15 protein-coding genes are annotated in these 18,254 nt (G+C 65.2%); 10 read left to right on the forward strand and 5 right to left on the reverse strand.

Annotation, left to right across the window (positions count from 1 at the left end):
• Positions 1-106 precede the first annotated feature (106 nt).
• Positions 107-1,462: a glutamine synthetase family protein gene (locus AC56QP_RS07620; RefSeq protein WP_489860265.1), complete on the forward strand. Its 1,356-nt coding sequence runs from the start codon at positions 107-109 to the stop codon at positions 1,460-1,462.
• Between the two features lie 110 nt (positions 1,463-1,572).
• Here the strand turns inward: AC56QP_RS07620 and AC56QP_RS07625 are convergent, their stop codons facing one another.
• The gene (locus tag AC56QP_RS07625) at positions 1,573-2,262 is read right to left on the reverse strand and encodes an SDR family NAD(P)-dependent oxidoreductase (protein ID WP_497100619.1); all 690 of its coding nucleotides are present in this window, start codon (positions 2,260-2,262) and stop codon (positions 1,573-1,575) included.
• 224 nt (positions 2,263-2,486) lie between these two features.
• The gene (locus tag AC56QP_RS07630; protein ID WP_489860264.1) at positions 2,487-3,347 is read right to left on the reverse strand and encodes a MurR/RpiR family transcriptional regulator; all 861 of its coding nucleotides are present in this window, start codon (positions 3,345-3,347) and stop codon (positions 2,487-2,489) included.
• A 193-nt stretch (positions 3,348-3,540) separates the two neighbouring features.
• Here AC56QP_RS07630 and murA point away from each other — a divergent pair, with 193 nt between their 5' ends.
• The 9 genes from murA to AC56QP_RS07675 all read left to right on the forward strand — a co-directional run bounded on the left by murA (position 3,541) and on the right by AC56QP_RS07675 (position 14,225).
• Positions 3,541-4,797, forward strand: coding sequence for a UDP-N-acetylglucosamine 1-carboxyvinyltransferase (gene murA, locus AC56QP_RS07635; protein ID WP_489860263.1), 1,257 nt, complete (start codon positions 3,541-3,543; stop codon positions 4,795-4,797).
• Positions 4,794-5,678, forward strand: a complete 885-nt coding sequence (locus AC56QP_RS07640) for a glucosamine kinase nucleotide-binding domain-containing protein (RefSeq protein WP_489860262.1) — start codon at positions 4,794-4,796, stop codon at positions 5,676-5,678. Before murA ends, AC56QP_RS07640 begins: the two co-directional genes overlap by 4 nt.
• A gap of 179 nt (positions 5,679-5,857) precedes the next feature.
• Entirely contained in the window at positions 5,858-6,784 is a 927-nt protein-coding gene (murQ, locus tag AC56QP_RS07645) for an N-acetylmuramic acid 6-phosphate etherase (protein WP_489860261.1), read from the forward strand.
• Between the two features lie 123 nt (positions 6,785-6,907).
• Positions 6,908-8,425 (forward strand): ABC transporter substrate-binding protein, encoded by a 1,518-nt coding sequence (locus AC56QP_RS07650; protein WP_489860260.1) that lies wholly within the window; start codon positions 6,908-6,910, stop codon positions 8,423-8,425.
• Between the two features lie 34 nt (positions 8,426-8,459).
• On the forward strand, positions 8,460-9,419 hold the full coding sequence (locus tag AC56QP_RS07655; RefSeq protein WP_489860259.1) for an ABC transporter permease: 960 nt from the start codon (positions 8,460-8,462) through the stop codon (positions 9,417-9,419).
• A complete protein-coding gene (locus AC56QP_RS07660) occupies positions 9,419-10,258 on the forward strand; it encodes an ABC transporter permease (RefSeq protein WP_489860258.1) in 840 nt (279 codons plus the stop codon). The genes AC56QP_RS07655 and AC56QP_RS07660 overlap by 1 nt, the downstream gene beginning before the upstream one ends.
• Positions 10,255-12,003 (forward strand): ABC transporter ATP-binding protein, encoded by a 1,749-nt coding sequence (locus AC56QP_RS07665; RefSeq protein ID WP_489860257.1) that lies wholly within the window; start codon positions 10,255-10,257, stop codon positions 12,001-12,003. The genes AC56QP_RS07660 and AC56QP_RS07665 overlap by 4 nt, the downstream gene beginning before the upstream one ends.
• Before the next feature lie 37 nt (positions 12,004-12,040).
• On the forward strand, positions 12,041-13,045 hold the full coding sequence (locus AC56QP_RS07670; RefSeq protein ID WP_489860256.1) for a serine hydrolase domain-containing protein: 1,005 nt from the start codon (positions 12,041-12,043) through the stop codon (positions 13,043-13,045).
• 64 nt (positions 13,046-13,109) lie between these two features.
• A complete protein-coding gene (locus tag AC56QP_RS07675) occupies positions 13,110-14,225 on the forward strand; it encodes an anhydro-N-acetylmuramic acid kinase (RefSeq protein WP_489860255.1) in 1,116 nt (371 codons plus the stop codon).
• 62 nt (positions 14,226-14,287) lie between these two features.
• Here AC56QP_RS07675 and AC56QP_RS07680 read toward each other — a convergent pair whose 3' ends face one another.
• The 3 genes from AC56QP_RS07680 to AC56QP_RS07690 form a co-directional block, all read right to left on the reverse strand.
• Entirely contained in the window at positions 14,288-14,716 is a 429-nt protein-coding gene (locus AC56QP_RS07680) for a GNAT family N-acetyltransferase (protein WP_489860254.1), read from the reverse strand.
• A 67-nt stretch (positions 14,717-14,783) separates the two neighbouring features.
• Positions 14,784-16,175 carry a sigma-54-dependent transcriptional regulator gene (locus AC56QP_RS07685; RefSeq protein ID WP_489860253.1) on the reverse strand — a complete coding sequence of 464 codons (1,392 nt, stop codon included), beginning with the start codon at positions 16,173-16,175 and terminating at the stop codon, positions 14,784-14,786.
• Entirely contained in the window at positions 16,172-17,992 is a 1,821-nt protein-coding gene (locus tag AC56QP_RS07690; RefSeq protein ID WP_489863658.1) for a sensor histidine kinase, read from the reverse strand. The genes AC56QP_RS07685 and AC56QP_RS07690 overlap by 4 nt, the downstream gene beginning before the upstream one ends.
• Positions 17,993-18,254 lie beyond the last annotated feature (262 nt).

Here is an 18,254-nt window from a genome sequence, read left to right on the forward strand (position 1 = left end):
AACCCTCTGGTAGCAGCCAGGGTTCGTTTTCAAAAAACTCACAAGCTATTTTTGCCAGGGACGTGCGGCCGATCAGGCTGCGGCACCAAAAACCAGAGGTTGGAAATTGAGCGATGCAATTGCGGACGTTCTGAACTGGCTTGAAAGCAGAAGCGATATCCAGAGCCTGAGGGCGGCGGTGTGCGACCTCAACGGCGTCATGCGCGGCAAGCGCATCCCGGTCGAGCAAGCACGCAAGGCGCTGGAAGGCAAGCTGCGCATGCCCTATTCGCTGATCGGGCTCGACATCTGGGGCGAGGACATCGAAGGCAACACGCTGGTTTTTTCGACCGGCGATGCCGACGGACTTTGCCAATGGACCGGACGCGGCATTCTCCCGGTCGAATGGACGGCGCATCCGACGGCGCTTGTCCCACTCTGGCTCGCCGATGAAACCGGCGCCCCCTATCTCGGTGATCCCCGGCGGGCGCTGGCCCGCATCCTCGACCGCTACAAGGCGTTGGGCCTGACCCCGGTCGCAGCAACCGAACTTGAATTCTATCTGGTCGATCCGCAGTCGCAGCGGCCGGTCGGGCCCGTCTCGCCGGTAACCGGGCGTCGTCTCGATTCCGATGCGGCGTTGTCCATCGACGAGATCGACGATTTCGAATCCTTCATCCATGACGTCTACGAAGCCTGCCGGGCACAAGGCATTCCCGTCGACACCGCCATCGCCGAAAATGGCGTCGGCCAGTTCGAGATCAATTTGAACCACGTCGCGGACGCCCTGCGGGCGGCCGACGATGCCGTCCTGTTCAAGCGCACGGTCAAGGGCATCGCCCGCAAGCACGGCTTCGCCGCCTGTTTCATGGCCAAGCCCTATGGCGACCGCGCCGGTAATGGCTTTCACGTCCATTTCAGCCTGGTCGACGGCGAAGGTCGCAACGTCTTCGACGACGGCACCGATCAGGGCTCGGAGATCATGCGCCATGCGGTGGGCGGCCTGCTTGCGGCAATGGCCGAGAGCACGCTGGTGTTCGCACCGCATTTCAATTCATACCGCAGGCTTCGTCCAAGGTCCTACGCGCCGACCGCGGTCGCCTGGGGCTATGAGAACCGCATGGTCGCGATCCGCATTCCCGGCGGCCCGACCGGCGCACGCCGCATCGAGCATCGTGTGTCGGGGGCGGACGCCAATCCCTACCTCGTGCTTGCGGCCATATTGGGCGCCGCACTGATCGGCATTGAAAGACAGATGTCGCCGGGCGATCCGGCCAGCAGCGATGGCCAAGGGCTCGTGCCGGCCAAGCTGCCGCCGGACTGGGCGTCCGCAATCGCCGCCTTCGAGAGCGGGCCGCATGTGGCGGAGATCTTCCCGGCGATCCTGCGCGACTCCTTCATCGCCTGCAAACGCCAGGAACTGAATACGTTCGCACTCAATGTCAGCGATTTCGAAATCGAGACCTATCTCGAAAGCGTCTAGCCCCGACTGACCGGTGCGGTGACGAGCCCGGCCCTGGTCCAAAACTGCGACGCGTTTCCGCCATCACCGCGTCGCCGTTACTGCCCGCTAGACGACAATCAGCTGGATTGTCAGAACGCCTCGACCCATGGCCTGAGTTCGACTTCGAAGCTCCAAGCGCTCCGGTGCTGACGATGGGCCGCGAGATAGGCCTCGGCGATCGCGTCCGGCGACAGGCGGCGGTCCGGCCGGTCGGGATCGGCTGCCTGTCCGGGCGGCTCGATCTGGCCGTCGATGATGAAATGCGCGACATGGATGTTTTGGGGACCCAGTTCGCGGGCCATGGATTGCGCCAGTCCGCGCAGGCCGAATTTCGGCATGGCAAAGCCGGCCGAGCCGGAATATCCCTTGAGGCTGGCGGTGGCACCGGTGAACAGGATCGATCCCGAGCCGCGCGCCAGCAGCCGCCGCGCCGCCTGCTGGCCGACCAGGAAGCCGCCATAAGCGCCGACCAGCAGCGCCTGCCTGACCGCATCGGGATCGAGCTCGGCGATCGGGCCGCGCGTGCGCCCGCTGGCGTTGAACACCGCAAGCGCCAGCGGACCGGCCTTGTCGGCGGTCTCGAACAGATTTGCGACGGAGGCTGGATCGGCGACGTCCGTCTCGACGGCCAGCGCGCCGGTCTCGTCGACCAGGGGGGCGAGTTTTTGGACATTGCGGGCGGCCAGGACCACACGAAAACCATCCTTGGCGAGAAGGCGTGCCAACGAGGCGCTAAGGCCCTGCCCCGCGCCTGCTATCACCGCGACGTCGGATGCCATGATATCTTCCTCCTTGAGAACGAACGCGCTGCGTTTCGCAGCGTCGCGCCTTCGGCGACGAGAGGCAAGAAGAGCCTTGCTGGAATTTTGGCGCCTGGCGGATGCGGATGCCGAAAGCTGCACGTGCAAGCTCGCGGACGACCAGCCGACCTACGACGTCGGCGGGACAGAAGCGGTGGGAAGGATCGCCGCAGATGGGGTTGGCCCCCGTTGCCCTAGCCATCCTACGAGGCGCGATCCGCCTTCAGCACCGAGACCGCCGCCTCGCTGTTGTGGACATACTCGTTGGCGTCCGGCTGCCTCTGCACCAGCAGGATGAACAAGAGGTCGGTCAGCGTCAGCTGCGCGTCGCGCGCGGTGATGGAGGAAGAGCGCGCGCGCTCCTCGTCGGCGACGGTGTAGAGGCGGATGTCGGCGACGCGGCTCAGTGGATTGTCATGCAGGCCGGTGACGGCGATCACCGTCGTGCCGCGCTTGCGGGCAAGTTCGGCGATGCGCAAGGTTTCGATGCTGGCGCCGGAATAGGAGAGTGCGAACAGCACGTCGCCGGGCCCGAGCGTCGAGACATTGGCCATCTGGATGTGGCTGTCGCTGTCATGCAGCACGTTGCGGCCGAGCTTCATCAGCTTGTAGGAGAAGTCTCGCGCCACCAGCGAGGAGGCGCCGACACCGACCAGATGGATGCGGCGCGCGCCATCCAGCAGCTCCAGCGTCCTGGAGATGATGCGCTCGCTGTTGGCGGCCACCGTCTGCTGCATCGACAGAAGCTTGCTGCCGATCAGCTTCTTCAGGATGACCTGATAGTTGTCGCCGACCTCGATGGAGCCGTGGATGACGCCGGCCGGAACCTGCCATTCCTGCGCCTTGGCCTCGCTGACCGCGAGCTTGAGCTCCTGATAGCTGGCATAGCCGAGCTTCTGGCTGAACTTGACGACGCTCGACTGGCTGCGTCCGATCTCGGCCGCGAGAGCTGCCGTCGACAGCCGCAGCATCTGGTCGGGATTGTCGACGATGTATTGGCCGATCTCGCGATCGCCGGGCGCCATGCCGTCGAGCTTCGCATTGATCCTGTTCAAGACGGACACGGGAATCCCTCGCGCTTTCAGGCCCGGAAGCAGCAGACGACCAGCCTGGCCAAGGAATAAATTATTCCAATTTCGATTGACAGCCAAGAACGCAGAATTAATTCTCGACCGGGACCGGGCCACCAACCGGGATTCGGAGCATTCTCTCCGGAGCGAGACGCCGGCCCAGCTCTCATCACCAAGGTTTCAGCCCATGGACAGATTGCGGATCGTCGGCGGACAAAGGCTGGAAGGCGCGGTGACGATATCCGGCGCCAAGAACGCCGCGCTGCCGCAGATAGCGGCGGCGCTGCTCAGCCCCTACCCGCTCGAACTGACCAACCTGCCTGACGTGACGGACGTCGAAAACATGCTCGGCGTGATGCGGCTTCATGGCGCCGAGGTGACACGGTCGGCTCATGCCGCGACGATCGACACCAGCGCCGCCGTTTCCAAGGAGACGTCCTACGACACGGTCAGGAAGATGCGGGCGACGGTGCTCGTCCTGGCGCCGCTGCTCGCCCGTTTCGGTCAGGCGCGGGTCTCGCTGCCGGGCGGCTGCGCGATCGGCGCACGGCCGGTCGACATGCATGTGGCGGCGCTCGCGGCACTGGGCGCCAGGATCGCCATCGAGAACGGCTCGATCGTCGCCTCGGCGCCGAACGGACTGACCGGCACGCGCATCATCTTGAGCTCGCCGTCGGTCGGGGCAACGGAAACCGCGATGATGGCGGCGGCCACGGCAAGGGGCGAAACCGAAATCCTGAACGCGGCGCGCGAGCCCGAAGTGGCGGACCTCGCCGCTTGCCTCAACGCCATGGGCGCGCATATCGAGGGCGCCGGCACGCACCGCATCCTGATTGCCGGCAGGACGAATTGGCATGCGGCCAGGCATGACATCATTCCGGACCGGATCGAGGCCGGCACCTATGCCATCGCCGCGGCGATCACCGGTGGCCAGTTGGAGCTGACCCATGCCCGGCTCGAACACATGGCATCGGTGGTGCAGCTTCTTGAGGCCACCGGCGTCAGCGTCTGGCCCGGCGACCGCGGGCTCATCGTGTCGCGCGACCGGCCGCTCAGGGCCGTCGACGTCACGACGGAACCCTACCCGGGTTTTCCGACCGACCTCCAGGCGCAGTTCATGGCGCTGATGTGTTGTGCCGAGGGCGCATCGCTGTTGCGTGAAACCATCTTCGAGAACCGGTTCATGCATGTTCCCGAACTGATGCGGCTCGGCGCCAACATCAAGTTGCAAGGCACCATGGCGCTGGTGCGCGGCGGCGAAAGGTTGCATGGCGCCCAAGTGATGGCCACCGATCTGCGCGCTTCGGTATCGCTGGTGCTGGCGGCGCTGGTGTCCGAAGGCGAGACCATCATCAACCGCGTCTATCATCTCGACCGCGGCTATGAGCAACTGGACCGCAAGCTCCGACTGTGCGGCGCCGACATCGAGCGGCTGAGCGCATGAGCGGCGGCGCGGATCACTATTTTCTCGGTGTCGACGGCGGCGGCACCGGCTGCCGGGCCCGCATCGAGGATGCGGACGGAACCGTGCTGGGACAAGGCCTGTCGGGTCCGGCAACGACCCGGCTCGGCATCGACGCGGCCTGGGCCTCCATTGCGAAAGCTTTCGGCACGGCGATCGAGGAGGCAGGCTTTGGACCGGTGCAGAGCGCCAGGATCAGCGCCGGCATCGGTCTTGCCGGCATCGGCCGCAAGGGCGCGCTGGAGGCGTTGCGGGCGATCGCGCACCCGTTTGCCAGCATCGATTTCGTCAGCGACGGCGTCGGCGCCTGCCTTGGCGCGCATTCCGGCCAGGACGGCGCCATCGTCATTGCCGGTACCGGCTCGATCGGCCTGGGCTTCGTCGAGGGACGCGACCTGCGCGTCGGCGGCTACGGCTTTCCGATCTCCGACGAGGGCAGCGGCGCCGATCTTGGACTGAAGGCCGTGCAACTGGCGTTGCGCGCCCATGACGGCCGGCACGAGCCGACCGCGCTGCTGGCGGAGGTGATGCAGCGCTTCGAAAGCGACCCGATGGAAGCCGTCGCCTGGATGGACCGAGCCAGCGCCACCGACTATGCGGCCCTGGCGCCGATGGTGATGCGCCATGCCGACCAGGGCGATCCTGTCGGACGGCGCATCGTGCAAAGCGCGGCCGAGCAGATCGATACGCTGGTGAGGGTGCTGTTCGAAAAAGGCGCTCCGCGCGTGACCCTGCTGGGCGGATTGTCCAGCCCGCTCGAACCCTGGCTCTCTCCCGATGTCCGCCGCCGCCTGAAGCCCGCCGACGGCGACGCCGTGTCGGGAGCGATCATCCTTGCCAAGAAATCCCTGGTCGGGCGATAGCGCCTTGCCGTCACTAGGAATAGTATATTCCATATTCCTGTTGACGATACGAATATTCAATTCTAAAAAGTTAACAAAAGAAAACAGGGCGGCAAGCATGGACCCACGGTCCGTGCGCAGCGGTGCCGGGACGAGCCATGCCCGCCGCCGGCTATGCCGCATGATTTTGAAAGCAAGCGATGACCGAGCAAGGGTTGATGTCTGAGCTGGACCGGCTGGTTTCCGAGGGCCGGAACCCAAGGACGATGGACATCGACCTGCTGCCGACCATCGACGTCCTGCGCAAGATCAATGACGAGGACAGAGCCGTCCCGACGGCTGTCGAGAAGGTTCTACCCGACATCGCTGCCGCGGTGGACCTTATCGTGCTTGCCTTCCAGAAAGGTGCGCGGCTTGTCTATATGGGCGCCGGCACCAGCGGCCGGCTTGGGGTGCTCGACGCTTCGGAATGCCCGCCCACCTTCGGCGTGCCGGAAGGCATGGTCGTCGGCCTGATCGCCGGTGGTCCCGACGCCCTGGTGCGGTCGACGGAAGGTGCCGAGGATGATCCGAAAAGGGGCGCCAAGGCATTGCAGGAGATCGGGCTCACCGCCGACGACGTCGTGGTCGGCATCGCGGTCAGCGGGCGAACGCCTTACGTCATCGGCGGATTGAATTATGCCAGGCAGGTGGGCGCAACGACGGTCGCCCTGTCCTGCAATCCGGCGTCGACCATTGCCGGTATCGCCGACATAGCCATCTCGCCGGTTGTCGGCCCGGAAGTGCTCACCGGCTCGACCCGGCTGAAGTCGGGAACCGCGCAGAAGCTGGTGCTCAACATGCTGACCACCGCCAGCATGATCCGCATCGGCAAGAGCTACCAGAACCTGATGGTGGATCTTAACCCGTCGAACAAGAAGCTGGTGGCCCGGGCGATCCGGATCGTCATGCAGACGACCGGCTGCGCGGCACAACAGGCAAAACAGGTGCTCGCCCAGACCGGCAATGACGTGAAACTGGCGATCCTGGTGACGATCACCGGCATGGGCGTCGAGGAGGCGCGCGCGGCTCTCGGCAAGGCCGGAGGCTTCCTGCGAAAGGCAATCAGCGACGTGACGGCGGCATGAGCCGCTTGGGACAAGACGGCGTCAAGCCGCATAGACTGGGCCGATACTCCAAAGCATCTGTGTCTTGGAAGCGGTCCGTGGAAACTGCAAGGCATCAAGTTCAAATCATAATGGGAGACGAAAATGGTAAGGCACCTCACAAGAACACTCCTGTCAGGCATCACGCTGGCGGCGATGCTCGGCATCGCGACGGTTTCGACGCAGGCGGCAACGCTGCACATGGCCTGGTCGCAGGACGCCACAGGACTTGACCCGCACAAGCAGACGGCGTTTTCGTCGCTGCGGCTGCTGGAACTGATCTATGAGCCGCTGGTGCGGGTCGACGCCAGCCTGCAGATCATCCCCGCCATCGCAACATCCTGGGAATTTTCGAAGGACGGCAAGGAGCTTACCTTCAAGCTCGATCCCAAGGCGAAATTCCAGGACGGCACGGCTGTAACCTCGGCCGACGTCAAGGCATCGTTCGAGCGCATTCTCGACGAGAAGACAGGCGCGGCCGCCCGCGCCAACTTCCTGTCGATCGCCAGCATCGACACGCCGGATGCGGCGACCGTCGTGTTTCATCTGTCGCAGCCCGACGTGCCGATCCTGACGGCGATGAGCGACGTCAATGCGGCCATCGTTCCGGCAAGCGAAATCAAGGCCGGTTCGATCGGCACCAAGGCGGTCGGCTCGGGTCCGTTCAAGCTCGACAAATGGGACCCCAACGCCAAGGAAGTCCTGAGCGCCAACAAGGATTGGGCCGGCGGCGCGACCGGCGTCGACGGCATCGAGATCAGCGTGCTGCCGGACGAAGCGGCGATCCTGGCGGCCATGCGCACCAAGCAGATCGATTTCGCGCTGCTCAACGACCCGCTCGTCGCCACGCTGGTGCCGAAGGAGGCCAGCCTGCAGCTGAACCGCGTGCCGGTCCTGTCCTATCACGTGCTGCAGCTCAATCCGTCGCGCAAGCCGATGACCGAGCTCAAGGTGCGCCAGGCGATCTCTTGCGCCATCGACCGGCAAGAGGTGCTAGACACCGCTTCGCTCGGCGAAGGCAAGGTCACCGGACCGCTGACCATTCCGGCTATGGCGACCGATCCGAGCCAGCTGTTCTGCTACAAGCGCGATGTCGACAAGGCCAAGAAGCTGATGGCCGAGGCCGGCTTTGCCGACGGCTTTTCGGCGACCGTGATCGGCGCCACCGGCGAGCCGCCGACGGCGGCGGCGGAAGCCCAGGTCATCCAGTCGCAGCTGGCTGAAATCGGCGTCAAGCTGGACATCAAGATGATGGAGCTCAACGTCTATGTCGACGCCTGGCTGAAGGGCGATTTCGACATGGCGATCGCCTTGAATGGCGGCCGGGCCGACCCCTACACCATGTACAACCGCTACTGGACTAAGGCGGGCAATCTGCAGAAGGTGGCGAATTACATCGACGACACGCTCGACAGCCTGATGCAGAAGGGCCGCGCCGAGACCGACCCGGCGAAACGCAAGGTGATCTTCGCCGAGTTCGAGAAACACCTCGCCGAGGTGTCACCTTGGGTCTGGCTCTATACATCCTACAGCTATACGGCCCAGCAGAAGAACATCGCGGGATTCGTGCCGACGCCGACCGGCACGCTGTTCAGCCTGAGCAAGGTTACCATTCAGCAGTAGCCGCCGCTGGCATTGGACGAGAGGACTTCTTCGCGTGAACTATCTGATGCGACGACTGGCGGCGTTTCCTCTCGTCCTGCTTGGCGTGTCCATCCTGGTCTTCGTTGCGATCCGGATGGTGCCGGGCGATTCGATCACGGCGATGCTGGGCACCGAGGCCGGGCTGCTGACACCAGCACAACGTGACTCGCTTGCCGCCTATTTCGGCATCGACCAGCCCTGGTTCGTCCAGTACTGGCGCTGGATAGGCGGCATCCTGCACGGCAACCTCGGCATTTCCGTCACCTATGGCAGGCCGGTGCTCGACGTCATCCTCGAGCACTTCCCACTGACGCTCGAGCTGGCGGTGCTGTCGATGATCATCGCGCTCATCGTCGGCTTGCCGGCCGGGATCTTTGCCGCCACGCACAATGAGAAACCGTCCGACCTCGGCGTGCGCATCGTCGCCATGATCGGCCAGTCGACGCCGAGCTTCGTGCTTGGCCTGCTGATCATCTACACTCTGTCGGCCGGCTTCGGCGTGCTGCCGGCGATGGGCGAGTTCGCGCCGCTCTGGCAAGATCCCTTGCGCAATCTCAGCCAGCTGATCCTGCCTGCCATCACGCTCGGCTTTGCCTTCGCGGCTTCGGTCACCCGCATATCGCGCTCAGCCATGCTCGATGTGTTGAGCGACGACTATGTCCGCACCGCGCGCAGCAAGGGCGCCTCCGCGCGCAGCGTCATCTGGCGGCATGCCCTGCCCAATGCGCTGATCCCGGTCGTGACACTCAGCGGCATCGAATTCGGCTACCTGCTGGGTGGCGCCGTCATCGTCGAGCAGATCTACGCGCTGCCCGGCCTCGGCCGCATGGTGCTGGACGCGATCCAGCAGCGCGACTACGCGCTGGTGCAGGGAAGCGTGCTGTTCATCGCCCTCAACTTCATGATCGTCAATCTCCTGGTCGACCTCGCCTATGTCGCGCTGGATCCGCGCATCCGGCTGGGAGAGCAATGATGCGCATCCTGCGCGCCATCTTCGGACATGGCAGCGGCCGCATCGGCGGCGTCATCGTCGGCGTCTATCTGCTGATCGCCATCCTCGGCATGCTGGGACTGACGCCGCACAATCCCATCACGCAATACCGGGTCGACCGGCTGCATGCGCCCAACGGCGCCTACTGGATGGGCACGGACCTGTTCGGCCGCGACGTGGCCAGCCGGCTGATGGCGGGCGTCGGCCAGTCGTTCACGGTTGCCTTCTTCTCGGTGGCCTTCGCGACCCTCGCCGGCACCGTGCTCGGGCTGGCCGCCGCCTGGCTCGGGCGCCGCTGGGACGGCGTCCTGATGCGGCTCATGGATGTACTGCTGGCCTTCCCGGCAATCCTTCTGGCACTGCTCATCGTCACCGTTGCCGGGCCGGGCACGTGGACCAGCGTCGTCGCCATCGGCATCGTCTACACGCCGATCTTCACCCGCGTGGTGCGCGGCCCTGCCCTTTCGCTCAAGGCGCGCGAATTCGTCGACGCCGCGCGCACCTTCGGCAGCAGTTCGAGCTACATCGTGACGCGGCACCTGCTGCTCAACCTGGTGGCGCCATTGACCGTACAGGTGACGCTGGCGCTGGCCTGGGCGCTGCTGACGGAAGCGGGCCTGAGTTTCCTGGGGCTGGGCACGCAGCCGCCCGCCGCCTCGCTCGGCCTGATGCTGAGCGACAGCCGCAACCTGATGGAGACAGCACCCTGGCTGATGATCTTTCCGGGCCTGGCGATCATGATCAGCATTCTCGGCTTCAACCTGCTGGGTGACGCCTTGCGCGATATCCTCGACCCGAAGATGCGGAGGGCACCGGCATGATCCCGCTGCTCTCCGTCCGCGACCTGCGCGTCGGCTTCGGCCGCGATCCGCAAGCCAATGAGGTGGTGCGCGGCGTCAGCTTCGATCTGGCCGACGGCGAAACGCTGGCGATCGTCGGCGAAAGCGGTTCCGGCAAGTCAGTCACCGCGCTGTCGATCAATCGTCTCATCGATTTCGGCGGCGGCCGCATCACCGGCGGCGCGATGAAGCTGAAACGGGCCGATGGCGGCATCTTCGACCTGATGACCGCCACCGAGCCACAACTGACCGGCATTCGCGGCGCCGAGATCGGCATGATCTTCCAGGAGCCGATGACCTCGCTCAATCCGGTGCTGACCATCGGCACGCAGATCGAGGAATCGTTCCGGCTGCACCGCGGCCTGACCGGCAGGCAGGCCACGGCGGCGGCGAAGGATGCGCTCGACCGCGTGCGCATTCCCGATGCCGCGCGGCGGCTGAAATACACGCCCAACCAGCTGTCAGGCGGCATGCTGCAGCGGGTGATGATCGCCATTGCGCTCGCCTGCAATCCGCGCCTGCTCATCGCCGACGAGCCGACGACGGCGCTCGACGTGACGGTGCAGGCGCAGATCATGGCGCTGCTTGCCGAGTTGAAGCGGGAAACCGGCATGTCGATGATCTTCATTACGCACGATATCGGCCTGGTTGCCGGTATCGCCGACAAGGTGATGGTGATGCAGAGCGGAAAGGCTGTCGAACAGGGCGAGTTGAATCAGATCCTCGACAATCCGCAGCATCCCTACACGCAGCACCTGCTGCATGCCGTGCCGCATTTCGCCAGCGGCCGCGCGACGCGCGTCGACGGACGGCGCGACAAGGGCGCAAGCACGGAACCAGCCTTGAAAGTCGATGGCCTGGTGGTGCGGTTTCCGCTCAAGAGCAGTTTCTTCAGCCGCGCCACGGGCGCGGTGCATGCCGTCGACGGCGTCGACTTCGACCTGATGCCAGGCGAGACGCTGGCCATCGTCGGTGAGAGCGGCTCGGGCAAATCGACCACCGCGCGCGCGGTGCTGGGGCTGGTGCGATCGACGCGCGGCAGCTTCACGGTCGGTGCGCGAAAGGCTTCGGCGGCGCAAAGCGCCCTGCCCGTTCAGATGGTGTTCCAGAACCCCTACGCCTCGCTCAACCCGAGGCTCACCATCGAAAGCATTCTGGCTGAGCCGGTGATCGCCACCGGCGGCCGCGTGGATGCCGGAACACGGGCGAGAATGGCGAGCCTGCTCGAACGCGTCGGCCTGCCAAGAAACAGCCTGGAACGCTACCCGCACGAATTCTCGGGCGGCCAGCGGCAAAGGCTGTGCATCGCGCGGGCGCTGATGCTCAACCCATCCGTCGTTGTTCTCGATGAAGCGGTTTCGGCGCTCGATGTGTCGGTGCAGGCCAAGGTGCTGGAGCTGCTGGTCGACCTGCAGCGCGAGTTCGGGCTGGCCTATCTCTTCATCTCGCACGATATGGCTGTCGTCGAGCGGATCGCCCACCGGATCGCCGTCATCTATGCCGGCCAGATCGTCGAAATCGGCGACGCGACCTCGGTGCTGTCGAAGCCGAAGCATTCCTATACGAAAAAACTCATTGCAGCCGTTCCGACCATCGACCGTCGTCATGAGCATTTCGAGCTCGACACGCGCCAGGTTCCCTCGCTTGTACGCCCGCAGGGATTTGAGCCGGCTGCGGCCAGATGGGAGCAGTTTGGGCCGGACCATCGAGCGAGGGTGGAGGCGTGATGCTTGTCATCAGGGCATTTCCAGACGGAGGCGGGCATTGAGCAACCTCGCTCCGCTCCTCGATCGCGCGTTCCAACCGCTAGCAGCGGCGGTTGCCTCGGCGCGCATTCCCGGCGGCGTGCTCGGCATTGTGAACAAAAAGGGCGAACGCATCGTCAGGTCGATCGGCTCGGCCCAGCTGGTGCCGAAGTCGCGACCGATGCAGGACGAGACGTGGTTCGACCTGGCGTCGCTGACCAAGGTCATCTTCACGACGCCGCGCATCCTGGCACTGGCCGAAGACGGCGTCATCGATCTCGACGCGCCCCTGATCTCGGTGCTGCCGGACCTTCGCCAGTATGATGCGGAGGCCTGGGAGCGGAAGGTGACGTTCCGCCAGTGCCTCGGCCACCAGACACCGTTTCCGGCCGTCGAGCCCATCTACACCTACGGGCGCGATCCCGAGCTGCTGCGCGCCTTCATCCTGCAGCGCGAATGGCGGGCACGGGAACCAGTCTACTCCGACATCAACTTCATACTGCTCGGCTTTGCACTTGAGCGGCTGTCCGCAAAGACCATCAGGGACATGGATCCCGGCCCTGGCTTTGCTTTCTCGGCGGAGCCGGATGCGTCGGCCGCCACCGAGGACTGCACCTGGCGCCACCGCGTGCTGTCCGGCGAGGTCCACGACGACAATTGCTCGGCGCTGCAAGGCTCGGGGCACGCCGGCCTGTTTGGAACGGCCGCTTCCGTACTCGATTTCGCGCAAGGGCTGCTGGATGGCACGGGTGCATCCGAGCGTTCGATCGCACTGATGCGGACCCCCTTGTCCGCCACCCGCACCCATGGCTGGGAGCGTCCCTATGACGGCTGGTCCGGCGGGTCCTTGTGCAGTCCGGGAACCATCGGCCATACCGGCTTTACCGGCAGCGGACTGTGGATCGACTTCGACAGAGGCAGGGCATGGACCTTGCTCACCAACCGGATCCATCCGACACGTCATTTCGACAGCGGAATCATTTCGCTTCGGCAGGCGGTCGGCGATCTCGTCAACGGAGCATGATCCCCAAAGGTGGACCGGGTTTTGGGATAGGATCGCGCTCAAGGCAAAGAGGCAGAGCTCAACAATGAAACCAATCTGGGCCGTCGGCCTGATGACCGGCACCGTGCTTGATGGCAACATCGATGTCGCGCTGATCAAGACGGATGGCGAGCGGATCGACGATTTCGGCACCTACCGGCTGATGCCCTACCCGCAATCGATCCGCTCGCTGCTGGAAGAGACGCTGAAGGAGGCAAGGGCCTGGAATTTTGTCGGGCCGGAGCCGGTGATCTTCCGCAAGGCTGAGGACGCCCTGACGCGTGCCCAGTCAGCGGCGGTCAAGGAACTCGTCGAAGGCTACGGGATGACGATGGCCGATATCGGCGTCGTCGGCTTTCACGGCCAGACCGTGCTGCATCGTGCGCCACAGGTCGGCCGGCTTGGCCAGACCCGGCAGCTCGGCGACGGCGAGCTGATGCATGCGATCCTCGGCACCAAGGTCGCCTACGATTTCCGCTCGGCCGACATGCGCGCCGGCGGGCAAGGCGCGCCATTGGCGGCCGCCTATCACACCGCGCTGATGCGCAGTGCCGGCGCCAGTGGCGAGGTGGCCGTTCTCAATCTCGGCGGCGTCGCCAACATCACCTGGTGGGATGGCGCCGACAATGTCATCGCCTTCGACACCGGCCCTGCCAATGCGCCGCTCAACGATTTCATCAAATCGAGAGGGCTCGGCGAAATGGACCGCGACGGCGCGCTTGGCCGCGCGGGAACGGTCGACGAGGCAAGGCTCGCCAAGCTGCTGCAGCACCCCTATCTGACCAAGCCCTATCCCAAATCGCTGGACCGTTTCGATTTCGGCGCCGCCATGGCGGACGGTTTGAACGCCGAGGATGGCGCTGCCTTGTTGACCGCCTTCACCGCAGCCGCTGTCGGCAAGGCACTCGACCTTCTGCCGCGTAGGCCCAGGAAACTGGTGGTCAGCGGTGGCGGGCGCCACAACCCGACGATGATGGCGATGCTGGCCAGCCGCGCCGGTGTCGAGGTGGTGCAGGCCGAGACCCTTGGCTGGAGCGGCGACGCGGTGGAGGCGGAGTGCTTTGCCTTCCTCGCGGTTCGCGTGCTGCGCGGCCTGCCTATCAGCTTCCCGAGCACGACCGGCGCGCCGCAGCCTATGCGCGGCGGAAAGCTCGCCGGATAGACTCTTGTCTTGACGCAATTTCCAAGGGGAAGCGCCTCACACTTTTGCTGGAATTGCCCTGATCAAGCCGGCGACAGTTTCTTCTGCAGGAAGATGCGGCTGCGGCCGATGGGGAAATCGGCAAGCGTTCCGAAGGTCTGATAACCCTGGCGCTGGTAGACCTTGGCCGCGTTTGGATTGAAGGTGTCGATCCAGGCGCTTTGGCAGCCGCGCGCCATGGCTTCCTGTTCGGCCGCGTCCAGCATCCTGCCGGCCATATGTTGGCCGCGCAGCCTTTCATCGACCCACAGCCATTGCACGTAAAGCCAGCCCCAGGCGGTGTAGCCGGAGATGCCCGCGACGACCGCGCCGTCGTCGTCGCGCACGAACACCGCCAGGGCCTTCCGCTCGGAAGCGCCAACATCGCCGTCGTTGAACGCCGTCAGGCGCTCGCCGAGAAAGGCGAGTTCTTCCGGCAAGGGATCGGCGGTCGTTTCAAGTGTCGTGTTCATGGTTCTTTCCGACATGCGCTCAGGATACGAATGCAGCGTTACGAAGGGCGGCGCACTCGCGCAACTTCTATATCTGGCCCCGAACAGGTTGGGCATCCGCATCGCCGCCATTGCGAAAGTCGGATGCGGTAATGCCGTAGCGCTTGAGCTTGTCGTAGAACGTCTTGCGCGGCACGCCGAGCGCGTCGATGGCGCCGCGCACATCGCCGCCATGATCGCGCAACGCGTCGCGGATGAGTTGCGCCTCGTAGTGGCCAACCCGTTCGGGCAGTGTCGCCTCGGGCTTTGGCAAACGCGCGGGAGCCACTTTCGTCTCGTCGTCCGGGCCGAGACCGAGCGCGACGCGATCGGCGAAATGCGCGAGCTCGCGCACATTGCCCGGCCAGGCATGCGACTGGAGATGGTCGCTCACCGCCACGTTCACCTTGGCGACAGGCCGGCCGAAACGCTCCGCCGCCTTGCCGAGGAAATGCCCGAACAGCATCGGGATGTCGCCGCGCCGCTCGCGCAAGGGCGGGATGCGCAGCGTCACCACGTTGAGGCGAAAATAGAGATCCTCGCGAAAATCGCCGCGCTGGTCCGGCTGGCCGAGATCCACCTTCGTCGCCGCGACCACCCTGAGGTCGATGCGCCGGATCTCGTTCGAGCCAAGCGGCGTGAGGCTGCGCGTCTCGAGCACCCGCAGCAGCTTGACCTGGAGGGCCGGCGGCATGGATTCGATCTCGTCGAGGAAGAGCGTGCCGCCGCTGGCATGCTCTATGCGGCCGATGCGGCGCCGCTGCGCGCCGGTGAAGGCGCCTGCCTCGTGGCCGAACAGCTCGCTTTCGATGACGGTCTCCGGCAGCGCGCCGCAATTCAGCGCCACGAAGGGTTTCGCGCGCCTCCGCCCCCATCTGTGCAGGAGGTCCGCCACCACTTCCTTGCCGGTTCCCGTCTCCCCTTCTACCAGCACGTCGACATCCATGTCGGCGATCTGGCGCAAGGTCTCGCGCAGCCGTCGGATGGCGGGCGCTTCGCCGATCAGCGGCAGGCCGTCGGCGGCTAGCGCCGCGGCCTCGCGCAGCCGCCGGTTCTCCATCACCAGCCGCCGCTTCTCGCTCGCCCGTTTCAATGCCTCGACAAGGCGATCGCTGGCATAGGGCTTCGGGATGAAATCGTAGACGCCGTCCTTGAGCGCGGCCACGGCAAGATCGACATCGCCATGCCCGGTGACCAAGATCACCGGTATGTCGGGGTCGATCGCCTTGACGCGATCGAACAGCTGCAGCCCGTTCATGCCAGGCATGCGGATGTCGCTGACGACCACGCCCTCGAAATTCCTGTCGATGATGGCGAGCGCGCCCTCGGCTGCGTCGAGCGCGCTCACGCTGAAGCCGGCAAGCTCGAGCAATTGCGTGGTGGCGTGAAGCAGGTCCGCATCGTCGTCGACGAGCGCCACCAACCCTGATCCCTGCGTCATTCAATTCGCCTCAAATCGATGGTGAAGGACGCGCCACTGACGACGTCGGGATCGAGCCGCAGCGTGCCGCCCAGTTCCTGGGCGATCTCCTGCGAGATCACCAGCCCGAGGCCAAGCCCCTTCTCCTTGGTGGTCTGGAACGGCATGAACAAATTGCCGGCCGCTTGCGGACCGAGGCCGGGGCCATTGTCCCGCACCGAAATCAGCACCCGGTCGTCGCGCTCGGCAATTTCGATCTCGATGCGAGGATGGGGCTGGTCCTTCATGGCGTCCAGCGCATTCTGCAACAGGTTGACGAGGATCTGCTCGAGCCGGATGCGGCTCGCCATGACTGTCGGCGACGCGTTGCCGCGCGGCTTGACGATGGTCACGCCGGAATCGCGGATGCGGCCGGACAGAAGCGACAGCGCGCCGTCGATCGCCTCGCGCACTGGCAGTGGCGAGGCGGCAACGCCGGGCCGGCGGGCGAAGGTGCGCAAGGTGCTGGTGATCGCGCCGATGCGTTCGGTCATCGAAACGATCGATGTCAGATTGCCGCTGACTGGTTCGGTCCTGCCGTCGGCGAGAAAGCGGCCGGCATTCTCGGCATAGGTGCGGATCGCGGCGACCGGCTGGTTGATCTCATGCGCCACGCCTGCCGCGATCTGCCCGAGAATGGAAAGCCGGTTGGCCTGGGCGAGATCGTCACGTAGCCGGCGGACCTTGGCTTCGGCATTCTCACGCTCGGCGATTTCGCCGGCAAGGGCGGTATTGGAGCGCGTCAGCTCGGCCGTTCGCGTGCTGACCCGGCTCTCCAGTTCGACATTCATGCGCGCCAGCGCCTCCTGCCTCAGCCGGCGCGCGCGCTGGCGTCGGGTGAGCACGAAGGCCAGCAAGCCGGTGAGCAACAACCCGAGCAGCGTGGTCAGGCGCGCCGTGTTGGCGGCGGACGACAGAGCAGTGTCGGCGGGCGTCAGCAGCCAGAGACGCCAGCCGGGAACCGCACCTGGCAGATCCTGCACCACTTCGACGAACTGGCGCGACTTGCCGAGGCCGTCGATGATGGCCAGACCGTCCCCGGCACCGCGTCGTATCGGCAAGGGTTCGAAGGCGGCGTCCGTCAGCTGCAGTTGCTCATGGGCGGCGGCGGCATCCTGGGCGGAGAGCGGCGCCAGCGCATGAAACCGCCATTCGGGTTCACTGGTAGCCAGCACGACGCCGCGTTCGTCGGTGACGAAAACGAGGAAGCCGCTGGAGCGCCAATTGGCTTCGACGCCGTCGAGTTCGACCTTCAGCACCGCAACGCCCAGCGGTTTGCCGTTGTCGTCGACGCGGCTCGAAAGATAGAGTCCCGGCCGGCCGCTGATCGTGCCGAGGCCATACTGACTGGCAGAGCCTTTCGCCATCGCCTCATTGAAGTAATGGCGAAAATTGTAGTCGATGCCGACAAAGCTCGTCGGCTCGCCGGCATTGCTGGCGGCGATTGCGATGCCGGCCGTGTCGATGACATAGATGGCGGACGCCGATGCATCGCCGGCAATCGCCCTGAGCTTGTCGTTGAGGGCCGCTTCCTGCATCTTTCCGGCCCGGCGTAGCGCCCCGCGCACCGCATCGTCGCGGGCCAGCACCAAGGGAACCAGGCGCTGCTTTTCGATTTCGCCGGTCAGCGTTCCCGCCGCCAGCGGCAAGGCGGCAAGCGCCCCGTCGCGCAGATTGTCGGCCGCCTGGCTGGAGGCGATGCGCCCGGCAATGGCGATCGCGCCCGCCAGAACCGCGAGGGCGATGAGGGCGACAAGCCAGCGGCCATCGCGCAGCCGGGCCGCCGCCTCGCGCAGCAGATCCCGGCCGGCAATCCCTATTGACCTGCTATCGGTTCCTGCTTGTGGCGTCTGCCTCTTCCTTTTTCTCGCGGCCTTGCAGCCACTCTAATGCGAAATTCCGCCCAGGCAAACGCTGCGTGTGCGGAAATCCGCACAGATAACCGCCGAAGGATGCTGGACAACGCCCGGAATCCGGGGATTCCGGCCTTTCCCCAATCTGGCACAGCGCTTGCAAAAGTTCCTGCAGCGGCGTGCGACCGGAGCGCCGCGACGGGAGAAG

The organism is Mesorhizobium sp. RCAM 05104, from assembly GCF_059683645.1.

Bases quoted from the DNA above. Each gene is read 5' to 3' on its own strand.
- murA (WP_489860263.1), top strand. From the start codon at position 3,541: ATGGACAGATTGCGGATCGTCGGCGGACAAAGGCTGGAAGGCGCGGTG.
- AC56QP_RS07650 (WP_489860260.1), top strand. From the start codon at position 6,908: ATGGTAAGGCACCTCACAAGAACACTCCTGTCAGGCATCACGCTGGCG.
- AC56QP_RS07685 (WP_489860253.1), bottom strand. From the start codon at position 16,175: ATGACGCAGGGATCAGGGTTGGTGGCGCTCGTCGACGACGATGCGGAC.
- AC56QP_RS07675 (WP_489860255.1), top strand. From the start codon at position 13,110: ATGAAACCAATCTGGGCCGTCGGCCTGATGACCGGCACCGTGCTTGAT.
- AC56QP_RS07640 (WP_489860262.1), top strand. From the start codon at position 4,794: ATGAGCGGCGGCGCGGATCACTATTTTCTCGGTGTCGACGGCGGCGGC.
- murQ (WP_489860261.1), top strand. From the start codon at position 5,858: ATGACCGAGCAAGGGTTGATGTCTGAGCTGGACCGGCTGGTTTCCGAG.
- AC56QP_RS07660 (WP_489860258.1), top strand. From the start codon at position 9,419: ATGCGCATCCTGCGCGCCATCTTCGGACATGGCAGCGGCCGCATCGGC.
- AC56QP_RS07665 (WP_489860257.1), top strand. From the start codon at position 10,255: ATGATCCCGCTGCTCTCCGTCCGCGACCTGCGCGTCGGCTTCGGCCGC.
- AC56QP_RS07625 (WP_497100619.1), bottom strand. From the start codon at position 2,262: ATGGCATCCGACGTCGCGGTGATAGCAGGCGCGGGGCAGGGCCTTAGC.
- AC56QP_RS07680 (WP_489860254.1), bottom strand. From the start codon at position 14,716: ATGAACACGACACTTGAAACGACCGCCGATCCCTTGCCGGAAGAACTC.